Source organism: Mycobacterium sp. 1274756.6 (assembly GCF_001668625.1).
GTDB lineage: Bacteria > Actinomycetota > Actinomycetes > Mycobacteriales > Mycobacteriaceae > Mycobacterium.
In genome coordinates this window covers 15,906-36,877 of the sequence record NZ_LZLJ01000018.1, presented here as the reverse complement: position 1 = coordinate 36,877, position 20,972 = coordinate 15,906, and the positions used below count along the sequence as shown (strand labels likewise).

At 71.6% G+C, this 20,972-nt stretch carries 19 protein-coding genes, 1 other RNA gene and 1 pseudogene; 12 read left to right on the top strand and 9 right to left on the bottom strand.

Translation table 11 applies throughout. From position 1 onward, the window contains the following. Positions 1-6: 6 nt before the first annotated feature. Positions 7-309: an urease subunit gamma gene (locus A5643_RS02705; RefSeq protein WP_066851756.1), complete on the bottom strand. Its 303-nt coding sequence runs from the start codon at positions 307-309 to the stop codon at positions 7-9. Positions 310-593: 284 nt separating this feature from the next. Here A5643_RS02705 and A5643_RS02700 point away from each other — a divergent pair, with 284 nt between their 5' ends. Then, positions 594-1,757 carry a hypothetical protein gene (locus A5643_RS02700; protein WP_066851684.1) on the top strand — a complete coding sequence of 388 codons (1,164 nt, stop codon included), beginning with the start codon at positions 594-596 and terminating at the stop codon, positions 1,755-1,757. 7 nt (positions 1,758-1,764) lie between these two features. Here the strand turns inward: A5643_RS02700 and A5643_RS02695 are convergent, their stop codons facing one another. Continuing rightward, positions 1,765-2,577 (bottom strand): oxygenase MpaB family protein, encoded by an 813-nt coding sequence (locus A5643_RS02695; protein ID WP_066851683.1) that lies wholly within the window; start codon positions 2,575-2,577, stop codon positions 1,765-1,767. Positions 2,578-2,626: 49 nt separating this feature from the next. Here A5643_RS02695 and A5643_RS02690 point away from each other — a divergent pair, with 49 nt between their 5' ends. Continuing rightward, positions 2,627-3,574: a cobalamin biosynthesis protein gene (locus A5643_RS02690; RefSeq protein ID WP_066851682.1), complete on the top strand. Its 948-nt coding sequence runs from the start codon at positions 2,627-2,629 to the stop codon at positions 3,572-3,574. Here the strand turns inward: A5643_RS02690 and A5643_RS02685 are convergent. From A5643_RS02685 to A5643_RS18375, 3 genes are read right to left on the bottom strand one after another with little or no spacing between them, the layout of a single operon-like run. After that, the gene (locus tag A5643_RS02685) at positions 3,556-4,365 is read right to left on the bottom strand and encodes an SURF1 family cytochrome oxidase biogenesis protein (RefSeq protein WP_066851681.1); all 810 of its coding nucleotides are present in this window, start codon (positions 4,363-4,365) and stop codon (positions 3,556-3,558) included. The genes A5643_RS02690 and A5643_RS02685 overlap by 19 nt on opposite strands. After that, a complete protein-coding gene (locus A5643_RS02680; RefSeq protein ID WP_066851678.1) occupies positions 4,365-4,868 on the bottom strand; it encodes a low molecular weight protein-tyrosine-phosphatase in 504 nt (167 codons plus the stop codon). The genes A5643_RS02685 and A5643_RS02680 overlap by 1 nt, the downstream gene beginning before the upstream one ends. Next, entirely contained in the window at positions 4,852-5,508 is a 657-nt protein-coding gene (locus A5643_RS18375) for an HAD hydrolase-like protein (protein ID WP_286143629.1), read from the bottom strand. The genes A5643_RS02680 and A5643_RS18375 overlap by 17 nt, the downstream gene beginning before the upstream one ends. A gap of 60 nt (positions 5,509-5,568) precedes the next feature. On the opposite strand from A5643_RS18375, the gene cobC reads away from it, so the two are divergent. The 4 genes from cobC to A5643_RS02655 are packed head-to-tail and all read left to right on the top strand — an operon-like array spanning position 5,569 to position 9,560. Beyond that, positions 5,569-6,606, top strand: a complete 1,038-nt coding sequence (gene cobC / locus A5643_RS17595) for an Rv2231c family histidinol phosphate aminotransferase CobC (protein ID WP_197497622.1) — start codon at positions 5,569-5,571, stop codon at positions 6,604-6,606. Continuing rightward, entirely contained in the window at positions 6,603-7,748 is a 1,146-nt protein-coding gene (locus tag A5643_RS02665) for a Nif3-like dinuclear metal center hexameric protein (protein ID WP_066851674.1), read from the top strand. Before cobC ends, A5643_RS02665 begins: the two co-directional genes overlap by 4 nt. Next, positions 7,738-8,475, top strand: a complete 738-nt coding sequence (locus A5643_RS02660; protein WP_066851672.1) for a zinc ribbon domain-containing protein — start codon at positions 7,738-7,740, stop codon at positions 8,473-8,475. The genes A5643_RS02665 and A5643_RS02660 overlap by 11 nt, the downstream gene beginning before the upstream one ends. Next, positions 8,472-9,560 carry a bifunctional RNase H/acid phosphatase gene (locus tag A5643_RS02655; RefSeq protein ID WP_066851670.1) on the top strand — a complete coding sequence of 363 codons (1,089 nt, stop codon included), beginning with the start codon at positions 8,472-8,474 and terminating at the stop codon, positions 9,558-9,560. Before A5643_RS02660 ends, A5643_RS02655 begins: the two co-directional genes overlap by 4 nt. A 14-nt stretch (positions 9,561-9,574) precedes the next feature. On the opposite strand, the gene A5643_RS02650 is transcribed toward A5643_RS02655, so the two are convergent. Continuing rightward, the gene (locus tag A5643_RS02650) at positions 9,575-10,291 is read right to left on the bottom strand and encodes a 2OG-Fe(II) oxygenase (protein ID WP_197497621.1); all 717 of its coding nucleotides are present in this window, start codon (positions 10,289-10,291) and stop codon (positions 9,575-9,577) included. Between the two features lie 99 nt (positions 10,292-10,390). Here A5643_RS02650 and A5643_RS02645 point away from each other — a divergent pair, with 99 nt between their 5' ends. Next, a complete protein-coding gene (locus A5643_RS02645; protein WP_502686196.1) occupies positions 10,391-11,677 on the top strand; it encodes an HNH endonuclease in 1,287 nt (428 codons plus the stop codon). Between the two features lie 54 nt (positions 11,678-11,731). After that, positions 11,732-12,130, top strand: an RNA gene (gene rnpB / locus A5643_RS02640) — RNase P RNA component class A. A 2-nt stretch (positions 12,131-12,132) separates the two neighbouring features. On the opposite strand, the pseudogene A5643_RS02635 reads toward rnpB, so the two are convergent. Beyond that, a pseudogene (locus tag A5643_RS02635) lies at positions 12,133-13,572 on the bottom strand (CYTH and CHAD domain-containing protein); the annotation flags it as partial. A 12-nt stretch (positions 13,573-13,584) separates the two neighbouring features. After that, positions 13,585-14,415 (bottom strand): 3-methyl-2-oxobutanoate hydroxymethyltransferase, encoded by an 831-nt coding sequence (gene panB, locus A5643_RS02630; protein ID WP_066851668.1) that lies wholly within the window; start codon positions 14,413-14,415, stop codon positions 13,585-13,587. 139 nt (positions 14,416-14,554) lie between these two features. Between panB and A5643_RS02625 the strand changes: the two genes are divergently transcribed. The 4 genes from A5643_RS02625 (at position 14,555) to glnA (ending at position 20,523) form a co-directional block, all read left to right on the top strand. Continuing rightward, on the top strand, positions 14,555-15,946 hold the full coding sequence (locus A5643_RS02625; protein WP_066851666.1) for a WS/DGAT/MGAT family O-acyltransferase: 1,392 nt from the start codon (positions 14,555-14,557) through the stop codon (positions 15,944-15,946). Between the two features lie 49 nt (positions 15,947-15,995). After that, positions 15,996-17,540 (top strand): alpha/beta hydrolase, encoded by a 1,545-nt coding sequence (locus tag A5643_RS02620; protein WP_066851664.1) that lies wholly within the window; start codon positions 15,996-15,998, stop codon positions 17,538-17,540. Positions 17,541-17,608: 68 nt separating this feature from the next. After that, the gene (locus A5643_RS02615) at positions 17,609-19,135 is read left to right on the top strand and encodes an alpha/beta hydrolase (RefSeq protein ID WP_066851662.1); all 1,527 of its coding nucleotides are present in this window, start codon (positions 17,609-17,611) and stop codon (positions 19,133-19,135) included. A 47-nt stretch (positions 19,136-19,182) separates the two neighbouring features. Then, a complete protein-coding gene (gene glnA, locus A5643_RS02610) occupies positions 19,183-20,523 on the top strand; it encodes a type I glutamate--ammonia ligase (RefSeq protein ID WP_066851660.1) in 1,341 nt (446 codons plus the stop codon). 10 nt (positions 20,524-20,533) lie between these two features. Here the strand turns inward: glnA and A5643_RS02605 are convergent, their stop codons facing one another. After that, positions 20,534-20,884 (bottom strand): ectoine synthase, encoded by a 351-nt coding sequence (locus A5643_RS02605; RefSeq protein WP_066851749.1) that lies wholly within the window; start codon positions 20,882-20,884, stop codon positions 20,534-20,536. Positions 20,885-20,972: the final 88 nt, after the last annotated feature.

Sequence of the window (20,972 nt, the reverse complement as noted above, 5' to 3'; positions counted from 1 at the left end):
GAGCGGTCAAGAGATGGGGTTTTGCACCGAAATCAGTTGGGTTCCGGTCAAGAAGGTGGCTTCCACCTGAACCAGCGTCGCCATCTCCGGCACGCCGGGCATCACATCGTCGCGGGTGAGGATCCGTTTGCCGAGTTCCTGGGTGTCGGCCAGCGACGCGCCGTCGCGAGCCGACTCCAACAGCGCCTCACAGATCAACGCGATCGACTCGGGCAGGTTGAGTTTGGTGCCGCGCTCCTTGCGCCGGCGCGCTAACTCGGCCACCTGGTAGATGATCAGTTTCTCGGTCTCGCGTGGGGTCAGCATCATCGATGACACCCACGTCTCGGTCGCCGGGGTCGACGCCGTCTCCATGGTGGAGTTCCCGGATTTCTTCGACTTGTCCTGTTTTCTCGCCACCGGACGCCTCCATTCCCCTGCCCGCCCCGAACGGGCGGAAGGGCTTGGTCGGAACTGGCTGTGCGCGGGACATACCCGAGGTCTCCGGCGGTAAACCTTCGTCAACCGATCGGATATTCGGCCCGCGCGCCGGTTGCCGGCTCGCTTCCGGCGATGCGGCATGAGCGCGTCGCCGGTGATGCGATGATCTCGGGGTGACGGTGTGGCTGCGGCTGGCGGTGACGCTGTTGCTGGCGGCCGCGAGCCTGGTCGGCTGCCAGGACAGGGATCGCCCGGGACCGGCGGACGGCACCGACCGATTCGTGTTCCAAACCGACCGCGAACTCGTCGTCGTCGACGGCGTCACCGTGGTCGCGCGCCTGCAGCGCGAATCCACCGGGACCGGCGCCGACCGGATCCCGCTCACCAAAGACGGCCGGTTCCTCTACGCGGCGGGGACTTCCTCGATCTCGGTGCTCGACACCCGAAGCCTGCACCACCGTGAGATTCCGTGTACCGCTCCGTGTGCGCCGGTCGCGCTGGGCGCCAGCCTGATCGGCTGGTTCGCCGCCGACCCCGACGGCGGGCAGGCCGAGCGGGCCGAGGTACGCGCGATCGATCTCGCCGCACCCGAGCCGACGCTGCGCACCCTCGGGTGGATTCAGCTGCCCCAGCCGCCTCCGGCCGAACCGCGGGCCACCCCGTACTCCTATTTCCTCGACGCCGCGCCGGGGGAGTACCTCTTCTTCGGTCTCGACCCGGAAATCCCGGTCGACGGGCAACCGTGGGCGCACCCCCAGACGCTGTTCCGGGCGCGGCTGGACGGGACCACCACCGGCCTGGGCCGATACGGCGGATTCGACCGGGCGATCGACGTCTGGGCGGTGCTGAACCCCGACGGCGACCGGGTGGTGCTCAACGGCGTAGCGCCGGCCGGCCAGCCCGGCGGCTGCGCCGCAGCCCCCGGCTACGCGCCGGTGGACCTGATCGACCTGCCCTCCGCGCAGACCACCCGCATCCACCCGCCGGCACCCGACCCGCGAGATCACCTGCGCGCCACCCGCGCGTGGTGGGGCAACAACGGCACCGCCTACGTCGCCTACACACCCACCCGGTGCGGCACCGACCACGGCGACGACGGCCCACCCCCGTCGGTCTGGGCCTACCAGGACGGCAGCTGGTCCCAACTGGACACCGGCGGCCCGGCGATCCTCGCCCTTCCGCTGGCCGGCGGCCGGCTTGCGGTCGTGGCCCCGGACGGCCGGCCCGGCGAGGTGCCGCACGGCACCCTGGTCTTCATCGACGCGGAGGGCCACCGCACCCATATCGCCGATGCGGTGACCGCGATCGCGCCGCTGCCGCCCCGCACCGCCGGGTGACGCGTGATCACACCAGCGGCAGGCCCAGCCGCCTGCGCAGCCGCATGTCCCACAGGAACGCGTGGTAGCTCACCAGCCACGCCTTGCGGGGGATGACCCGGTCGGCCAGCCGCAGTGCGGTCACCAGCCACTCGAAGCGGCGTTGCTGGGCGGGCGTCCAGTCCAGCGCCATCATCTCCCGGAACGCCGGCGGCAGAAACCCGGTTGTCGCGAAGAGGTTGAACGGGCCGAGCAGCCGCAGCGGCCAGGGCAAGAACACCATCGCGGCCACCCCGCGCAGATGGTCGCGCACCGGCGGGTCGATGCGCAGGTCGGCCAGCGTCCGCTGCCAGTACTCCTCGAACGCCGCCCGATCCGCCGGCCACATCTCCGGACGCACCTGCAAGGTGGTCCCCAGATGCTGCGCGTCGGCGTAGACCGCGTCGGCGGTGGCCGCGTCGAGCGGGCCGTGCAGCGTCTCGTACTGGTCGACGAAGAAGCGGTAGAGGCACGCCGCCACCCACAGCTGCAGTTTGGGATCGAAGGCGTTGTAGCGCACCGGACTCTGCGGGGTGGAACGCACCTCGCGGTGCACCACGTCGACCGCTTCGCGGTAACGGTTTCGCTCGGCGTCGCTACCCAGGGTGGCGACCGCCAGATAGGTGCCGGTGGTACGCGCCCGCTTGAACGGATGCAGGTAGACGTTGCCGCTGTCGACCCGGCTCTCCTGCACCCCGTAGCCGACGGCCGGCAGCGACAACTGCATGATCACGTTCGCCGCGGGCAACAGCAGCCCGGCCGGCGTGAGCAGGTCGACGACCCTGGTGGCGGTCGTCGTCATCGACGTCGCTCCACGATCCCGAGTACATCAAATATGAGACGCTGCCGGGGTGTTTGCGCCCAAACAGCAACCGCGGGCGGCCGGGATCGCCCTCGGCTACCTGCTCGACGCGGCGGTCGGCGACCCCCGACGCGGTCACCCGGTCGCCGGATTCGGGCAGGTCGCCGCGGTGCTGGAACGCGCGACCTACCGTGACAACCGGCTCGCGGGTGCGGCGCACGTCGCCGTCCTGATCGGCGGCCTGGCCGGGCTGGGCTGGGCTGTCGGGCGGGCCCGGCCGACGGCCGCCGGCCAGTTGATCGCCACCGCCGCGGCGACCTGGGTGGCCCTGGGCGGCACCACGCTGGGCAACACCGGACTGGTGATGGCCGACCTGCTCGACGCCGGCGACCTCGACGCCGCCCGCCGGCTGCTGCCATCCCTGTGCGGCCGCGACCCGGCGGCCCTCGACGCCGCAGGGCTGGCCCGGGCGGCGGTGGAGTCGGTGGCGGAGAACACCGCCGACGCGCACGTGGCGCCGCTGCTGTGGGCCGCGCTCGGCGGGGTGCCCGCCGTGCTGGCCTACCGCGGCATCAACACGCTGGACGCGATGATCGGGCACCGCTCCCCGCGTTACGCTCGATTCGGTTGGGCGGCAGCACGTCTCGACGACCTCGCCAACCATCTGGCCGCCCGGGTGACCGCCGTGCTCACCGCGGTGTGCGCGCCGATCGTGGACGGGCGGTCCGGCGCCGCGTTCGCCGTCTGGCGGTCGGACGCGGCACGTCATCCCAGCCCGAACGCCGGGGTGGTGGAGGCCGCGTTCGCCGGAGCGCTGGACATCCGGCTGGGGGGCCCCACCCCGTACCGCTACGGGCTGGAGATCCGGCCCACCCTCGGCGACGGGCCCGCCCCGCAGGTGACCGATCTGCGGCGGGCGGTGCGGTTGTCCCGGGCGGTGCAGGCCGCGGCCGTGCTGATCGCCGGTGCGCTGGCGGCTCAGCGCCGACGGCCGTAGCGGTCGGCCAGTTTCTCCTCCACCGTCTGCGGCGGCGCGGCGGCGGCCGCCCGCTCGCGGCGACGCGCCCGCAGCTCGGCATAGGCGAAGTAGCCCAACGCGATCGGTGCGAAAATCCCGAACGCGATCCACTGGATGCCGTAGGACAGGAACGGCCCGGCGTCCAGCTGCGGCAGGCTCAGCACCCCCAGGCCGCCGGGCTGGTCGTCGACGAGCTGCAGATACGAGCCGGCCAGCGGCACCCCGGTGAGCTCCCCGACCTGCCCGGTGTCGATGGTGTACACCTGCGGAAACCCGTCGCCGACCAGCGGCTCCTTCCCGGGCGCCACCCCCTCGGGGTTGCGCAGCCGCGCGGTGATCGACACGGTCTGCGCCGGGGGCGCCGGGATCGGCGGCACCTGCGAGCCCTGCTCGGGGCGCACGAAGCCGCGGTTGACCAGCACGGTCGGGCCGGCGTCGACCACGAACGGGGTCAGCACCTCGAAGGCGGGCTGGCCGTCGATGACCCGCATCCGCACCAGCACCTGCTTGTCGGGCAGGTAATGGCCGGTAGCCGTCACCCGCCGCCAGCGTTCCTCGGGTGCGGCCGAATCCTGCTCGGGCAGCAGCGTGGTCACCGGGACGGGATCGGCGGTCAGCGAGTGCGCGATCTGGCTGTTCTCCCGCGACGTCTCGGTGTTCTTGCCCAGCTGCCACGGCGCGAGCACGGTGAACGCCAGATAGGTGAACGCGACCACCACCACACCCAGGGCCAGCCAGCCCGGCCGCAGTAGGAATCCCAACCGCCGCATCAACCCCCCTCGCCGTCGGTGAGTCGCTGGTCGACCCAGCGGTGCAGCCCCGGCAGCGCCGCTTCGATGACGGTGAACGCCTCCTCGAAATCGGTCAGGTCCCCGTAGTAGGGGTCCTCGACGTCGAGCGCCACCGCGCCCGACCGCGGGTCGAACGACCGCAGCATTTTGACCCGGCCGGTCGCGGCGCCGAGTTGGTGGAGCAGCCGGACATGGTTGCGTCCGGCCGCCACCAGCAGGTCGGCGGCCAGGTGGTCGGCGCCGACGTGGGCGGCCCGGTGCTCGGTGGGGTAGCCCCGGGCGCGCAACACCTGGTTGGTGCGTTCGTCGGCGCCCTTGCCGACATGCCAGTCGGCGGTCCCGGCGCTGGAGATCCGCACGACGTCGTGCAAGCCGCGTTGGCTGATCTGGTGGGCGAACATCTTCTCGGCCATCGGCGAGCGGCAGATGTTGCCCGTGCAGATGAACGTGACGTGCAGACGCCGATCAGCGGCCTGTGACATCGAGTACCTCCCGTAGCTCGGCGACCGTCGCGACACGTGTCGCGACGAAGGGGGAGTCGCCGAAGACATCCGACTGCCCGTAACCCCACTCCACGACGACGGTGTCGATGCCGTGGGCGGCGGCACCGTCCACATCGTGCCGCCGGTCACCGACCATCACGATCCGGTCCGGCAGCGGGGCCAGCTGAGCCAACGCGTGGGCCACCACGTCGGCCTTGACGGCGCGGGACCCGTCCGGGCTGGCCCCGGCGACCACCTCGAAATAGTGGTCCAGCTCGAAATGCTCCAAAACCCGCCGCGCGGTCGGCTCGGCCTTGGAGGTGGCGAGCGCCAGCCGCACCCCGACCGCCCGCAGGTCGGCCAGCAGCGGTTCGATCCCGTCGAAGACGCGGTTGATCGCCCAGCCCCGGCGCGAGTAGTCGGCGCGATACGCGGCGATCGCGGCGTCGGTGCGCGCCCCCAGGCCCATCGCGGTCAGGGTGTGGTGCATCGGCGGGCCGACCAGCGCGCCCGCCAGATCCCCGGCCGGGACGGCGGCCCCGACGTGGTCCAGCGCATGCCGGAAGCTCGACACCACCCCGGCGGCGGAGTCGGTGAGGGTGCCATCCAGATCGAAGATGACCAAGTGCGGGCGCGTCACGTGCCCATTCTCCCCGATGTGCCCGACCGGCCCGCTGCCAGGAGCACTATGTTTGCGGGTGTGGCGAGTCTGGATGTGAGCGCGCCGCGCTACCACGGTGATCAGGCCGTCACGCCCGGAATGCTGGACTTCGCCGTCAACGTGCGACGCCGCCGGCCCCCGGCCTGGCTGCTCGACCGGCTGGCCGACCGGCTGCCGGAGCTGGCCCGCTACCCGGGCGAGGCCGAACAGCGGGCCGCCGTGGCGGCCGTCGCCGCCCGGCACCGCCGCGACCCCGACGAGGTGCTGTTGCTGGCCGGGGCGGCCGAAGGGTTCGCCCTGCTGCCGCAGCTCGACCCGCGGCTGGCCGCGCTGGTCGCCCCGTCTTTCACCGAACCGCAAGCCGTGTTCGACGCGGCCGGGGTGCCCTACCGCCACGTCGTGTTGGCGCCGCCGTTCACCCTGCCGGGCGCGGTGGTCCCCGACGACGCCGACCTGGTGGTCATCGGCAACCCGACCAACCCGACCGCAGTGGCCCATCGCCGCGCGCAGCTGCTGGCGCTGCGGCGGCCGGGCCGGATCGTGGTGGTCGACGAGGCGTTCGCCGACGCCATCCCCGGCGAGCCGGACTCGCTGGCCGAGATGTCGCTGCCCGACGTGGTGGTGCTGCGCAGTCTCACCAAGACCTGGGGGCTGGCCGGGCTGCGGGTCGGCTACGCGCTCGGCCCACCCGCGGTGCTGGCCCGGCTCGCGGCCCGCCGCCCGCACTGGCCGCTGGGCACGCTGCAACTCGCCGCCGTCGCCGCCTGCTGCGCACCGCATGCGGTGGCCGAAGCGGCGGCGGAGGCCGAGCGGCTGGTCGGATTGCGCCGGCAGATGGTCGCCGGGTTGCAGGCGGCCGGCCATGCGGTGGTGGCCGGCGCGGCGCCGTTCGTACTGTTCAAGGTGAGGGATGCGACGCGGGCGCGCGCGCATCTGGCGGCCCGCGACATCGCGGTGCGCCGCTGCGACACCTTCGTCGGCCTCGACGGCGACTACCTGAGGGCGGCGGTCCGCCCCGAGTGGCCGCAGCTGGTGGCCGCGTTGGCGGAGATGCCGGAAAGGAGAGCGATTTCGTGACGGTGCGGTTGGCCGACGTGATCGGCGCGCTGGAGCGGGCCTACCCGCCGCAGCTGGCCCAGGCGTGGGATTCGGTGGGGCTGGTCTGCGGCGATCCCGACGATCTGCTGGACTCGGTGCTGGTCGCGGTGGACGCCACCGCGGCGGTGGTCGACGAGGTGCCCGATCGGTCCCTGCTGCTGGCGCACCATCCGCTGCTGCTGCGCGGGGTGGACACGGTGGCGGCCAGCACGCCGAAGGGCGCGCTGGTGCACCGCCTGATCCGCACCGGCCGGGCGCTGTTCACCGCGCACACCAACGCCGACTCGGCCGCGCCGGGAGTCTCCGACGCGCTGGCCGACACCCTCGGGCTGACCGTCGAAGGGGTGCTGCAGCCCGCACCCGCCGACCCCGACACCGAGAAATGGGTGATCTACGTGCCGCGGGAGAACGCCGACGCGGTCCGCGAAGCGGTGTTCGCCGCGGGTGCGGGCCGCATCGGCGACTACTCGCACTGCAGCTGGAGTGTGACCGGCACCGGGCAGTTCCTGCCGCACGAGGGCGCCGACCCCGCGATCGGCAGCGTCGGCTCGGTCGAACAGGTCACCGAGGACCGCGTGGAGGCGATCGCACCGGCCCGCATCCGGGGCCGGGTGCTGGCGGCGCTGCGCGCGGCGCACCCGTACGAAGAACCGGCGTTCGACATCTTCAGCCTGGTGCCCGCGCCGGCGGACGTCGGGCTGGGCCGCATCGCCGTACTGCCCGAACCCGAGCCGCTGGCGCGGTTCGTCGCCCGGGTCCGCTCCCGCCTGCCCGCCACCTCCTGGGGGGTGCGGGCCGCCGGCGACCCGGACGCCCCGGTCGAGCGGGTGGCGGTCTGCGGCGGCGCCGGTGACTCGCTGCTCGACGCGGTGGACGCCGCCGGGGTTCACGCCTACGTCACCGCGGACCTGCGCCACCACCCGGCCGACGAACACCGCCGCGCCTCGCCGGTGGCGTTGGTCGATGTCGCACACTGGGCCAGTGAGTACCCCTGGTGCCACCAAGCCGCCGAGATATTGCGCGCCGAGTTCAGTGACCGGCTGCCGGTGCGGGTCAGCGCGACCCGGACCGACCCGTGGAATGTCGAGGCCGAGCCGCAGAAGGAGAGCCATGAAAGCTGAAGTGGCGCAACAGCGCTCCCTGTCCGAAGTCGCCGAACTCGACGCCGAGCTCGCGCGCCTCGACCACCGTGCGGCACACCTGCCCGAGCAGGCGGAGCGAGACCGGATCGGCGCCGAGCACAGCGCCGCCGAAGACCGGCTGGGTGCGTTGCGCCTCGCTCTGGACGACCTGGACAGCGAGATCTCCCGGTTCGAGTCCGACGTCGACGGGGTGCGCCAGCGCGAAGACCGGGACCGCAGGCTGCTGGACTCCGGCACGATCGACGCCAAACAGCTCACCGACTTGCAGCACGAACTGGAGACCCTGCAGCGGCGCCGCCAGTCCCTGGAGGACTCGCTGCTGGCCGTCATGGAACGGCGGGAGGAACTGCAGGAGCAGGCCGACGCCGAGGAGAAGACCCGGGACGCGTTCGGATCGGAGCTGGCCCAGGCGCAGAGCGCGCTCGATGGCGCCGTCGCCGAACTCGACCGGACCCGCGCCGAGCGCCGCGCTCGGCGGGACACCGTCAGCGCCGGGCTGGATGAGGCGCTGCTCGCCCTGTACGAGCGGCAGCGCAGCCGCACCGGCGTGGGGGCCGGACCCTTGCAGGGGCCGCGCTGCGGAGCGTGCCGCATCGAGATCGACCGCGGCGAGTTGGCCCGGATCGCGGCGGCCGCCGACGACGACGTGGTGCGCTGCCCGGAATGCGGGGCGATCCTGTTGCGGGCCAAGGGTGCCGGCGCGTGAAGGTGATCGTCGAGGCCGACGGTGGCTCGCGGGGTAATCCCGGTCCGGCCGGCTACGGCGCCGTCGTTTGGACCGAGGACCGGTCGACGGTGCTGGCCGAGACCAAGCAGGCCATCGGCCGGGCCACCAACAACGTTGCCGAATACCGCGGTCTGATTGCCGGGCTGCAGGAGGCCACCGAACTGGGTGCCACCGAGGTCGCGGTGCTGATGGACTCCAAGCTGGTCGTCGAACAGATGGCGGGGCGCTGGCGGGTCAAGCATCCCGACCTGGCCGAACTCCACCGGCAGGCGCGTGCGCTGGCCGACGGCTTCGACCACATCCGCTACACCTGGATTCCGCGGGAGAAGAACTCCCATGCCGACCGGCTGGCCAACGAGGCGATGGACGCCGCAGCCGCCGGTGCGGCGCCGGACCGACCCGCGGCGAAACCCGCCGAGAAACCCGTCGCGCCGGGCTGGACCGGGGCCCGCGGCACCCCCACCCGGCTGCTGCTGTTGCGCCACGGGCAGACCGAACTGTCGGTGCAGCGGCGCTACTCCGGCCGCGGCAACCCGCCGCTGACCGAGGTGGGACGCCAGCAGGCCGACGCGGCAGCCCGCTACCTCGCGCAGCGCGGCGGCATCGCCGCGGTGGTCAGCTCACCGCTGCAGCGGTGCCGCGACACCGCCGCCGTCGCCGCCGACGCGCTGGGCCTGGAGGTCACCGTCGACGAGGACCTCACCGAGACCGATTTCGGCGCCTGGGAGGGGCTGACCTTCCTCGAAGCCGCCGAACGCGACCCGGAGCTGCACCGCACCTGGCTGGCGGACACCGCGACGACACCGCCGGACGGGGAGAGTTTCGACGCGGTGGCCCACCGCGTCCGGCGGGCCCGCACCCGCCTGATCGCCGAGCACGGGGGCGCCACGGTGCTGGTGGTCTCCCACGTCACGCCGATCAAGACGCTGCTGCGGATGGCCCTGGACGCCGGCCCGGGGATCCTCTACCGGTTGCACCTGGATTTGGCGTCGCTGAGCATCGCGGAGTTCTTCCCCGACGGGGGCGCGGCGGTGCGGCTGGTCAACCAGACCGCCTACTTGTGAGCGGTCCGGGGTGGTCAGGCCGCGTCGTGGAAGATCAGGCCCAGCGTGAGCCGCTCGCCGCTGCGCACCGTCGACACTCCGTGCCGCACCGGCGCCGCTGACCAACCGCGCTGGGACCGCATCGGCCGTTCGCGGGTGGTGAAGACGTAGCCGTGCCCGAACGGGATCTGGGTGGCGGTGCCGCGAGACTGGGCGCGCATCCGCTGCTCGACGAGCAGGAACTCCCCGCCGGTGTAATCGCTATCCGGGTTGCTGAGATTGATCACCACCTGCAACGGAAACACCAAGTCGCCGTAGAGATCCCGGTGCAGCGCATTCCAGCCACCGGCGTGGTAGCGCAACAGCAGCGCGGTGGATTTCGTCTGTCCGGCGGCGTGACAGGTCGCCAGCCAATCGTCGAGGTCGTCCGGCCAGGGGGTCGCGCGCCCCAGCTTGGTCCACCAGTCGCGGGCGATCGGCAGCAGCCGCGGGTACAGCGCGGCCTTGAGCGCGTCGACGGGCTCGGGGTGCGGGGCGTCGAAGTAGCGGTACTGGCCGGCGCCGTAGCGGTGTCGGTCCATGTCGACGGTGCTGCGGAAAAGCTCGTCCCGGTCGTAGAGACGACGCAGCCGCGCCGCCTCGGCGGCGGTGACCAGCCGGGGCAGCACCGCGCCGCCGTCGGCGTCGAGTGCGGCGGCGACGGCCGGCCAATCCGCGCCGTCGACTCGTTTGCGCCACCGTGTCACCGTCATCGCCGGTCTCCTTCGCGCGGTCGCGGACTCGCTCAAAGGCTAGATGTCCGACCCCCAACATAGGGTTGCACCATGATCGATTCGGCCACCATGAGCAGCATCTCGACCGAGATGGCGGCGGTCGAGGCGGGGCTCGGCGAACGCGATCTGGTCGAGCGCATCGCGGTGCTGGAGCGGGTCAAGGCCGCGGCGGCGGCCGGTCAGGCGCGGGCCGCGGCCGCGCTGGATGCCGCCCGGCGGTCGGCGCAGGCCCAGGCCGGGGTGCCGTCGGCCCGGCGCGGTCGGGGAGTGGCCGCCGAAGTGGCGCTGGCGCGGCACGATTCCCCGGCCCGCGGGAGCCGGCATCTCGGGTTCGCCAAAGCGCTCGTCCACGAGATGCCGCACACCCTCGCGGCGCTGGAGGCCGGTGCCCTCTCGGAATGGCGGGCCACCATCGTGGTGCGTGAATCGGCCTGCCTGGAGGTGGCCGACCGGCGCCAATTGGATAGCGAGCTGTGTGCGGACGTGGCCGCGCTGGAGGGCGTCGGTGACGCCCGGTTGGCCGCGGCTGCCAAGGCGATCGCCTACCGGCTGGATCCGCACGCGGTCGTCGGCCGGTGCGCAAAAGCCGAAGCGGACCGGCGGGTCACGATCCGGCCCGCACCGGACACCATGACCTATCTGACGGCGCTGTTGCCGGTCGCGCAGGGAGTTTCGGTGTATGCCGCGCTGCGTCGTGCCGCCGACACCTGCGGCGACGGGCGCTCGCGCGGTCAGGTCATGGCCGACACGTTGATCGAGCGGGTGACCGGGCGTGCGGCCACCGAGCCCGCGTCGGTCGCGGTGAACCTGGTGATCTCCGATGAGGTGCTGCTCGCCGGGGCGCCCGGCTCGGCCGTCCTCACCGGATACGGGCCGATCCCGGTCGCGATCGCCGAGCGGATGATCGACGCGGCGCTCAGCGACAAGCGCTCGCGGGCGACCCTGCGACGTCTCTACGCCAACCCCGCCTCGGGTGCGCTGGTGGCGCTGGAGTCGCGAGCCAGGCTGTTTCCCCGCGGGCTGTCCGACTTCATCGGGCTGCGCGACCAGAGCTGCCGTACTCCCTACTGCGATGCGCCGATCCGCCACCGCGACCACGCCGAACCACACCGGCGCGGCGGGCCGACCACCGCCGAGAACGGCCTGGGGCTGTGCGAGCGGTGCAACCAGACCAAGGAGGCCGACGGCTGGCGGGTCAGCGCCGGCACCGACGCGGCCACCGGGCGGCACCGCGCCGAATACGTCACCCCGACCGGCGCGTACTACCGGAGCACCGCGCCGCCGGTGTCGACCGGACCGCCACCGGAGCTCAGCGAAATGGAACAGGCGTTGCACGCCGCGCTGATCGAGATGCGCGCGGCATAGCCACCGCCGACACTGGCCGGAACCCGGTGCAGCGGGTACGGTATGCAGCGCGGACGAGTTGGCCGGGCGGCCGCGGCCCACGCTGGTCAACCAGCCGGGTCGAGGAAAGTCCGGACTTCACAGAGCAGGGTGATTGCTAACGGCAATCCGGGGTGACCCGCGGGAAAGTGCCACAGAAAACAGACCGCTACCTGGTAGTAAGGGTGAAACGGTGCGGTAAGAGCGCACCAGCATTCCGGGTGACCGGGATGGCTTGGCAAACCCCACCCGAAGCAAGGCCAAGAAGGCCGCAGCCTGGCTGCGGTCGCGCAGACGTTCGAGGGTTGCTCGCCCGAGTCTGCGGGTAGGCCGCTTGAGGCACCCGGCGACGGTGTGTCCAGATGGATGGTCGCCGCCGCGCCACCGTATTGCGGGGGCGCGGAACAGAATCCGGCTTACAGGCCAACTCGTTCGCCCGCCCGGCGCAGCCGCGCCAGCGCCGGGCCCATCTGGGCCCGACGCCGTCGGGCCAGTTCGTCCTCCTGCTGGTAGAGGATCCCGTAGGTGAAGGTGTCCTCCCCGGCGCGGTGGGCGGCCGCCGCCTGCTCAAGCAGATTGCCCCGGCTGACCACGCTGTCCTGATGATCGCCGAGCAGGCTCTGCACCGCCTTGGCCTCGCGGGCCGGCGAATCGGCTCCGGCGGCGTCCGCGAGATAACGTAACCGCTTGGCGGCCTTGCGAACCCGATGCAACGCGACGTCGCGGTCGGCCCCGGAGGTGTGGCGTGCGGCCTTGGCGGCCTTGGTGACCCGCCGCCGCGCCGCGGTGAGATCCGGCGGGCTCCCGTCGAAGACCGACGCTCCGGTGAGCAGGTCCTCAAGGCCGTCGAGCAACCGGAAATAGCGCGGCGAGCGCATGAGCGCCAGCGATTCCCGCCACCCCTCGTCGTAGCGCTGTACCGCGGCGTCGACCAGGCGTTGGCGCACCGGCCCGCGCACCACCTCCGGCGCCAGCCGGTCGAGCGCCGCGCGATAGCGCTCGGCGAGGACCTGCGCGTCGCGGGCCCGCCCCAGCACGGCCGCGAGCTGCCGCAGTTCGGTCAGCAGCCACCGCTCCGGCTCGCCGAGTTGTGCCCGCAGCAGGCTGCGCAGCCGGCGGATGGCCACCCGCATCTGGTGCACCGCGTCGTCACCACCGGTGCGCACGTCGCGATCGCAGGCCAAAAGATGCTCGACCTGCTCGGCCACCGCGGCGCGGATCGGGTCGGCGTCGTGGCACGGCGGGGGAGCGGCCTGCCCGAGAACGCGGGCGAGCTTGGAGCCGTGCGCCGCCGGTGTCGCACCCGCGTCGCGCACCCGGCGGGTGAGCTGATCCAGCAGCGCCACATCCCCGGCCGCTAGCTCCAGCTCCCACTCCCGCCAGCGGTGCGGCCCGGTCGCGGCGTCCGGCGCGGAGGCGGTCACCCGGTCGTCGCAGAACTCCGCGAGCAACACATCGTCGGCGTCGTAGAGCACCTGAACGGCACGGGTGGTCGTGATGTGGGCGACCGGCAGCAACGGACGGTCCCGCACGATCGCGAGCACCAGGTCGCGCAGCGCGGCGGGCACCTCCTCGCCGGGCGCGCTGTCACCGGACGGGGCGTGCACCTCGGTGCGCGCGTCCGCGCCGGCAGGCAGTTTCAGATGCCAGCCGGCGTCTGCGCCGCCGCTGCGGCGGCGCAGGGTGATGCGGCGAGCCGCCAGGTCGTGGCTCGGGGTGTCGAAATACACCGCGTCCAGCAGCTGCGCCGGTGGTTCCGTGATCCGGGCGACCGGGCCGACCGCGACGAAGCTCGGCACGGCGGTAGCGGGATCGACGTCGAATTTCCGCTCGATCTCCAACTGTTGTGCGGGCTGCGGCCCGGCGGCGTCGGGCACGGGTGGGCGCCTTTAGAAGCAGTGCTCCTCGGCGGGGAACTCGCCGCTGGCCACCTCGGCGGCGTACTGGCTTGCAGCACGCCGCAATTCGTCGCCGACAGCGCCGAACCGCTTGACGAACCGGGCGGTCTTCCCGGTGGTGAGGCCGGCCATGTCCTGCCAGACCAGCACCTGCCCGTCGCAGTTCGGGCCCGCACCGATCCCGATCGTCGGAATGGTCAGCTTCCCGGTGATCTGGGTGGCCAGCTCGGCGGGCACCATCTCCATCACCACCGAGAACGCACCGGCCTCGGCGACCGCGATCGCGTCGATGACGGTCTGCTCGCCGGCATCGCCTCGGCCCTGAACCCGGAAGCCGCCCAACGTGTTCACGCTCTGCGGGGTGAAGCCGATGTGGGCCATCACCGGGATTCCGGCCGCGCTCAACGTCGCGATCTGCTCGGCGACCCGTTCGCCGCCCTCCAGCTTCACCGCGTGCGCCCCGGCCTCCTTCATGAAGCGGGTCGCGGCGGCCAACGCCGCGGCGGGGCCGGCCTCGTAGCTGCCGAACGGCAGGTCGGCGACGACCAGGGCGTGCGGCGCACCGCGCACCACGCCGCGCACCAACGGGATCAACTCGTCGACCGAGATCGGCACCGTCGTGTCGTAGCCGTAGACGACGTTGGCCGCCGAGTCGCCGACCAGCAGCACCGGGATGCCGGCGTCGTCGAATGCGCGGGCCGTGGAGTAGTCGTAGGCGGTGAGCATCGCCCACTTCCGCCCTTCGGCCTTCATCTTCTGCAGGTGGTGGGTGCGGGTCTGGGTACGCGGAGCCGTCCCGCCGTACACGGTGTGCTCAGACATCACTGTCCTTCAACGATCATCGGTACGATCTTCGAGGCCCTGGCGGGTCCCCGGGTTCGTCGGACGCTGCCAGTGTGCCATTTATCGCAACGGGACTGAACCGTGAGCTCCAGTGGAATTTCTCACATACGATCGGCGGATGCAGCGGCTCAGCGGACTCGACGCCAGTTTTCTCTACCTGGAGACCTCCACCCAACCCTTGCACGTCTGCTCGATCCTCGACCTGGACACCGCCACGATGCCGGGCGGATACAGCTTCGAGGCGTTCCGCGACGCGCTGGCGGAACGGATGGCGGCGATGCCGCAGTTCCGGGAGAAGCTGGCCAACACGGCGCTGAACCTCGACCACCCGGTGTGGGTGGAGGACACCGAATTCGACGTCTCGCGCCACCTGCACCGCATCGGGCTACCACCGCCCGGCGGCCGCGACGAGCTCGCCCAGATCTGCGGGCACCTCGCGGGCCTGCCGTTGGACCGCAGCCGGCCGCTGTGGGAGACCTGGGTCATCGAGGGCATCGACGGCGTCGAGGCCGGCAAGGGCGGCCGGCTGGCGGTGATGACCAAGGTGCACCACGCCGCGGTGGACGGAGTGACCGGCTCCAACCTGATGTCCACGTTGTGCAGCCTGGAGCCCGACACGCCCGCCCCGCCGCCGGAGCAGGGCGTCGGCGGCGCCACCGCACTCGAGATCGCCGCCGGCGGGCTGATGCGATTCGCCTCCCGCCCGTTGAACCTGCTCGGCATGCTGCCGTCCACGGTGTCCTCGGTGGTCAACACCCTCGACCGGGCCCGCACCGGGTTGACCATGGCGCGGCCGTTCGCCGCCCCGCGCACCCCGTTCAACGCCAGCATCACCGCGCACCGCAACATCGCGTTCACCCAGCTCGACCTCGAAGACGTCAAGACGGTCAAGGACCACTTCGACGTCAAGGTCAACGATGTGGTGATGGCGCTGGTCTCCGGGGTGCTGCGGCGCTTCATGCTCGACCGCGGCCAGCTGCCGGCCTCCTCGATGGTCGCGATGGTGCCGGTGTCGGTGCACGGCAAGTCCGACCGGCCCGGCCGCAACCAGGTCTCCGGGATGTTCTCCCCGCTGGAGACCCAGATCGCCGACCCGGTCAACCGGCTGGAAGCGATCGCCGAGGCCAACTCGGTGGCCAAGGAGCACAGCTCGGCGATCAGCGCGACCCTGCTGCAGGACTGGTCGCAGTTCGCCGGGCCGGCCGTCTTCGGCGCCGCCATGCGGCTGTACGCCCGCACCCGGCTGACCAGCAGCCGCCCGGTGCACAACCTGGTGATCTCCAACGTGCCCGGCCCGCAGGAGCCGCTGTACTTCCTGGGCTGCGAGATCCGGGCGATGTACCCGATCGGACCGATCTTCCACGGCTCGGGACTCAACATCACCGTGATGTCGCTGGACGGCAAACTCAACGTCGGCCTGATCGGCTGCCCGGAGCTGCTGCCGGACCTGTGGGAGTTGGCCGACGGCTTCGCGCCCGCGCTCGACGAACTGCTCGCCGCGACCCGCTGACCACCCGGCGACCCGGCCCCCCGGCGCGTTCATGGCAGCATGGACGCCCATGAGGAGCCATCGCGCCGGGGTTGGGCGCACCATGCTGGTCTGGACCGTGCTGGTCGCCGTCGGGTTGTTGCTGGGCGGCTGTGTGCGCGTCGTCGACGGCCAGGCGGTGCCCGGCTCGCCGAAGATCGGCGAGAAGGTGAAATGGGACCGCTGCCGCGTCTCGGCGGGAACGGCGGCGAAACTGCCGGCCGGCGCCGAATGCGGCGAGGTGGCCGTCCCGGTCGACTACGACGACCCCGACGCCGGCGTCGCCACCCTGGCACTGATCCGGTTCCCCGCCACCGGCGACAAGATCGGCTCCCTGCTGATCAACCCGGGCGGCCCCGGGGAATCCGGGGTCCAGGCCGCGGTCAGCCTGCTCGAGTCCATTCCCGACCGGGTCCGCCAGCGGTTCGACCTGGTCGGCTTCGACCCGCGCGGCGTGGCCTCCTCGCGGCCGGCGGTGTGGTGCAACTCCGACGCCGACAACGACCGGCTGCGCGCCGAACCGCAGGTCGATTACAGCCCCGAAGGGGTCAAAAAGATCGAGGACGAGACCAAGGAGTACGTCCAGCGCTGCGTGGACAAGGTGGGCGAGGAGTTCCTGGCCAACGTCGGCACCGTCAACGTGGCGCGTGACCTCGACGCCATCCGCGACGCGCTCGGCGACGACAAGCTGACCTACCTGGGCTACTCGTACGGGACCCGGATCGGCTCGGCCTACGCCGAGGCGTTCCCCGACCGCGTGCGGGCGATGATCCTCGACGGCGCGGTCGACCCCAACGCCGACCCGCTGGAGGCCGACCTGCGGCAGCTGGAGGCCTTCCAGAACGCGTTCAACGACTACGCCGCCGACTGCGCGGCCGGACCGGCGTGCCCGCTGGGCGACGACCCGGCCAAGTCGGTCGACGTCTACCTCAGCCTGGTCGAACCGCTGGTCGACAAGCCGGCCAAAACCCGCGACCCCCGCGGCCTGAGCTACAACGACGCGGTGGTCGGCACCATCCTGTCGCTGTACTCCCCGGCGTTCTGGACGCACCTGACCGACGGGCTCAACGAACTGGTCGAGGGCAAGGGCGACACCCTGCTGCTGCTGTCGGACCTGTACATGAACCGGGACAAGAACGGCCACTACACCAACGCCACCGATGCGCGGGTGGCGGTCAACTGCGTCGACAAGCCGCCGATCACCGATCGGGAGAAGGTGATCGAGCAGGACCGGCGGGCCCGCGAGGTGGCGCCGTTCATGAGCTACGGCGAGTTCACCGGTGACGCACCGCTGGGCACCTGCGCGTTCTGGCCGGTGCCGCCGACCAGCGAACCGCACACCATCTCCGCGCCCGGCCTGCCCCCGGTCGTCGTGGTCTCCACCACCGGCGACCCGGCGACCCCGTACCAGGCCGGGGTCGACCTGGCCGAACAGCTGGGCGGCGGGCTGATCACCTACGAGGGCACCCAGCACACGGTGGTGTTCCAGGGTGACGAGTGCATCGACGAGATGGCCGGCGACTACCTGATCGACGGCACGATGCCGCCGGAGGACGCCCGCTGCGCCGGCAGCTGAACCACCGTTACAGCAAACCAACCCGGGCGTGATCGTTTCGCAGCGTTGGTCTGCCACGATCACAAACCATGGGTCGTGCGAGGCGATGGGGTACAACGCTGTTCGCCATCGCATTGCTGGCAGGCACGGCGCCACCGGCCGCGGCCGCCCCGGATTCCGGTGCCGGACAAGCCCGCGACGCCCGCAGCGCGCAGGTTGACTGGGCGGACTGCGGCGGGCTGATCGGCGATGCCCGCGCCATCCCGACGGCGCGCTGCACGATGCTGCCCGTCCCGGTGGACTACACCAAACCCGATGGAACGCAAGCCGATATCGCGGTGCTGCGCATCCCGGCCACCGGCAAGCGGCTCGGGGCGCTGCTGATCAACCCGGGCGGGCCCGGCGCCTCGGCGGTCGATGCCGCGGCGAGCATGGGCGCGGCGCTGGCCGACACTCCGGTGACCGAGCACTTCGACGTGGTCGGGTTCGACCCCCGCGGCGTGGGCCACTCCACCCCGCAGGTGCGCTGCCGCACCGACGCCGAGTTCGACGACTTCCGGCGCGACCCGATGGTCGACTACAGCCAGGCCGGCGTGGCGCGCATCGAGCAACGCCTGAGCCAGATCGCGCAGCGCTGTCTCGACCGGATGGGCGCCGACTTCCTGGCCAACATGGGCACCGTCGCCGCCGCGCGCGACATGGACATGGTCCGCCGGTTGCTCGGCGACGAACAGATCAACTACCTCGGCTACAGCTACGGCACCCAACTGGGGGCGACCTACCTGGAGCACTTCGGCGACCGGGTGCGCACCATGGTCCTCGACGGCGCGGTGGATCCCAGTGTCGGGCCGGTCGAGGGCTACGTCACCCAGATGGCCGGCTTCCAGGTCGCCTTCAACGACTACGCCACCGACTGCGCGCGCTCGGCCTCGTGCCCGCTGGGCACCGACCCGGCCCGGTCCGTCGCCCGCTTCCGGGCGCTGGTCGACCCACTGGTCGCCACCCCGGCCCCGACCAGGGACCCGCGCGGGCTCAGCTACGCCGACGCGATGACCGGCACCTTCAACGCCCTGTACACGCCGCAGTTCTGGAAGTACCTGACCGGCGGCCTGACCGCGCTGGCCACCGGCGCCCCGGCCGATGAGCTGTTGTTGCTCGCCGACGACTACCACGAACGCGACAAGACCGGCCACTACGGCAACATCCAGGACACCTTCAACGCGGTGCGCTGCGTGGACGCCCAAGCGCCCACCGACCCCGCGCCCTGGGTGGCCGCCGACCGCCAGATCCGGCAGCAGGCACCGTTTCTCAGCTACGGCAGCTTCACCGGCTACGCACCGCGCGACATCTGCGCGCTGTGGCCGGTGCCCGCCGGCGCGGCGCCGCACACCGTCGGCCCGGCCGCGCCCGGCAAGGTGGTCGTCGTCTCCACCACCCACGACCCGGCCACCCCGTACGCGGCGGGGGTGAGCCTGGCCCGCCAACTCGGCGCCCCGCTGATCAGCTACCAGGGCACCCAGCACACCGTGGTGTTCAACGGAAACCGCTGCGTGGACACCGCCGTACTGCGGTACCTGATCAACGGTGTGGTGCCGCCGGCGCAGTTGGCCTGCTGACCGCGTTCGTAACGCCGATTTAACAGCCGGTGACATACGCTTCCCCCATGGATCGGCAGAAGGAGTTCGTGCTCCGCACCCTGGAGGAACGCGACATCCGCTTCGTCCGCCTCTGGTTCACCGACGTACTCGGCTATCTCAAGTCGGTGGCCATCGCCCCCACCGAACTTGAGGGCGCCTTCGAGGAAGGGGTCGGCTTCGACGGGTCCTCCATCGAGGGTTTCGCGCGGGTCTTCGAGTCCGACATGGTCGCCCGCCCCGACCCGTCCACCTTCCAGGTGCTGCCGTGGACCGACCACGCCGGCCAACCGCACTCGGCGCGCATCTTCTGCGACATCACCATGCCCGACGGCTCCCCGGCCTGGGCGGACCCCCGGCACGTGCTGCGCAGGCAGTTGGCCAAGGCCGGCGACCTGGGGTTCACCTGCTACGTGCACCCCGAGATCGAGTTCTTCCTGCTCCAGCCCGGCCCCGACGACGGCTCCGAGCCGGTCCCGGCCGACGACGCCGGCTACTTCGACCAGGCCGTGCACGACTCCGCGTCCGGCTTCCGTCGGCACGCCATCGAGGCGCTGGAGTCGATGGGCATCTCGGTGGAGTACAGCCACCACGAGACCGCGCCCGGTCAGCAGGAGATCGACCTGCGCTACGCCGACGCCCTGTCGATGGCCGACAACGTCATGACGTTTCGCTACCTGATCAAAGAGGTCGCCATCGACGAGGGCGTGCGGGCGACGTTCATGCCCAAACCGTTCGGGCAGTACGCGGGATCGGCGATGCACACCCACATGAGCCTGTTCGAAGGGGAGGTCAACGCCTTCCACAGCCCCGACGACCCGCTGCAGCTCTCCGACATCGGCAAGTCGTTCATCGCCGGCATCCTCGAACACGCCCACGAGATCAGCGCGGTCACCAACCAGTGGGTGAACTCCTACAAGCGGCTGGTGCACGGCGGGGAAGCGCCGACCGCGGCGTCGTGGGGGGCGTCCAACCGCTCAGCGCTGGTGCGGGTGCCGATGTACAGCCCGCACAAGACGTCGTCGCGACGGATCGAGGTGCGCAGCCCCGACTCGGCGTGCAACCCCTACCTGACCTTCGCGGTGCTGCTGGCCGCCGGACTGCGCGGCGTGGAGAAGAACTACGTGCTGGGCCCGCAAGCCGAGGACAACGTCTGGGACCTGACCCCCGGGGAGCGCCGGGCGATGGGCTACCGGGAACTGCCCGGCAGCCTGGACCGGGCGCTGCACGCGATGGAGGACTCCGAGCTGGTGGCAGAAGCGTTGGGGGAGCAGGTATTCGACTTCTTCCTGCGCAACAAGCGGGCCGAGTGGGCCAACTACCGCAGCCACGTGACCCCCTACGAGCTGCGCACCTACCTGTCGCTGTAACGCCGAAAGCTCAGTCGCTGCCGGGCGGCACCGCCGGCGCGAACACGCAGTACATCCGCAGTTGCTCGTCGGCGACGATGGTGTGCCGCTCGTGACCGTCGAGCAGATACATGGTGCCCGGTTTGAGCGGGTACTCCTTGTCGTTCTCCCGGTCGATCAGCCTGCCGTGACCCTCGATCAGCCACACCGCCTCGATGTAATCCGGGTAGTGCAGCGGGGTTTGGGTCCCGGCCCGCACCGTCGTCTCGTGGTAGGAGAAGCCGACGTCGTCGTCGGCGAGAATGATGCGCTTGGACACCCAGTTGTCGCCGCTGACCTCGCGGTCGGTGCCGGTGATCTCGTCGGTCGTACGCACGATCATGATCAAACCCATCCGTCGTAGGAACACTCGGGCACATAGCCCGTACCCACGGTCGTACCCGCGCGGCGGTGCGCTAAACGCCCGCACC

Coding starts and splice junctions, on each gene's coding strand:
- A5643_RS02605 (WP_066851749.1), bottom strand. CDS start 20,884: ATGATCGTGCGTACGACCGACGAGATCACCGGCACCGACCGCGAGGTC.
- A5643_RS02615 (WP_066851662.1), top strand. CDS start 17,609: ATGGGTCGTGCGAGGCGATGGGGTACAACGCTGTTCGCCATCGCATTG.
- panB (WP_066851668.1), bottom strand. CDS start 14,415: ATGTCTGAGCACACCGTGTACGGCGGGACGGCTCCGCGTACCCAGACC.
- A5643_RS02650 (WP_197497621.1), bottom strand. CDS start 10,291: ATGACGGTGACACGGTGGCGCAAACGAGTCGACGGCGCGGATTGGCCG.
- A5643_RS02625 (WP_066851666.1), top strand. CDS start 14,555: ATGCAGCGGCTCAGCGGACTCGACGCCAGTTTTCTCTACCTGGAGACC.
- glnA (WP_066851660.1), top strand. CDS start 19,183: ATGGATCGGCAGAAGGAGTTCGTGCTCCGCACCCTGGAGGAACGCGAC.
- A5643_RS02695 (WP_066851683.1), bottom strand. CDS start 2,577: ATGACGACGACCGCCACCAGGGTCGTCGACCTGCTCACGCCGGCCGGG.
- A5643_RS02620 (WP_066851664.1), top strand. CDS start 15,996: ATGAGGAGCCATCGCGCCGGGGTTGGGCGCACCATGCTGGTCTGGACC.
- A5643_RS02660 (WP_066851672.1), top strand. CDS start 7,738: ATGAAAGCTGAAGTGGCGCAACAGCGCTCCCTGTCCGAAGTCGCCGAA.
- A5643_RS02705 (WP_066851756.1), bottom strand. CDS start 309: ATGATGCTGACCCCACGCGAGACCGAGAAACTGATCATCTACCAGGTG.
- A5643_RS02685 (WP_066851681.1), bottom strand. CDS start 4,365: ATGCGGCGGTTGGGATTCCTACTGCGGCCGGGCTGGCTGGCCCTGGGT.
- A5643_RS02680 (WP_066851678.1), bottom strand. CDS start 4,868: ATGTCACAGGCCGCTGATCGGCGTCTGCACGTCACGTTCATCTGCACG.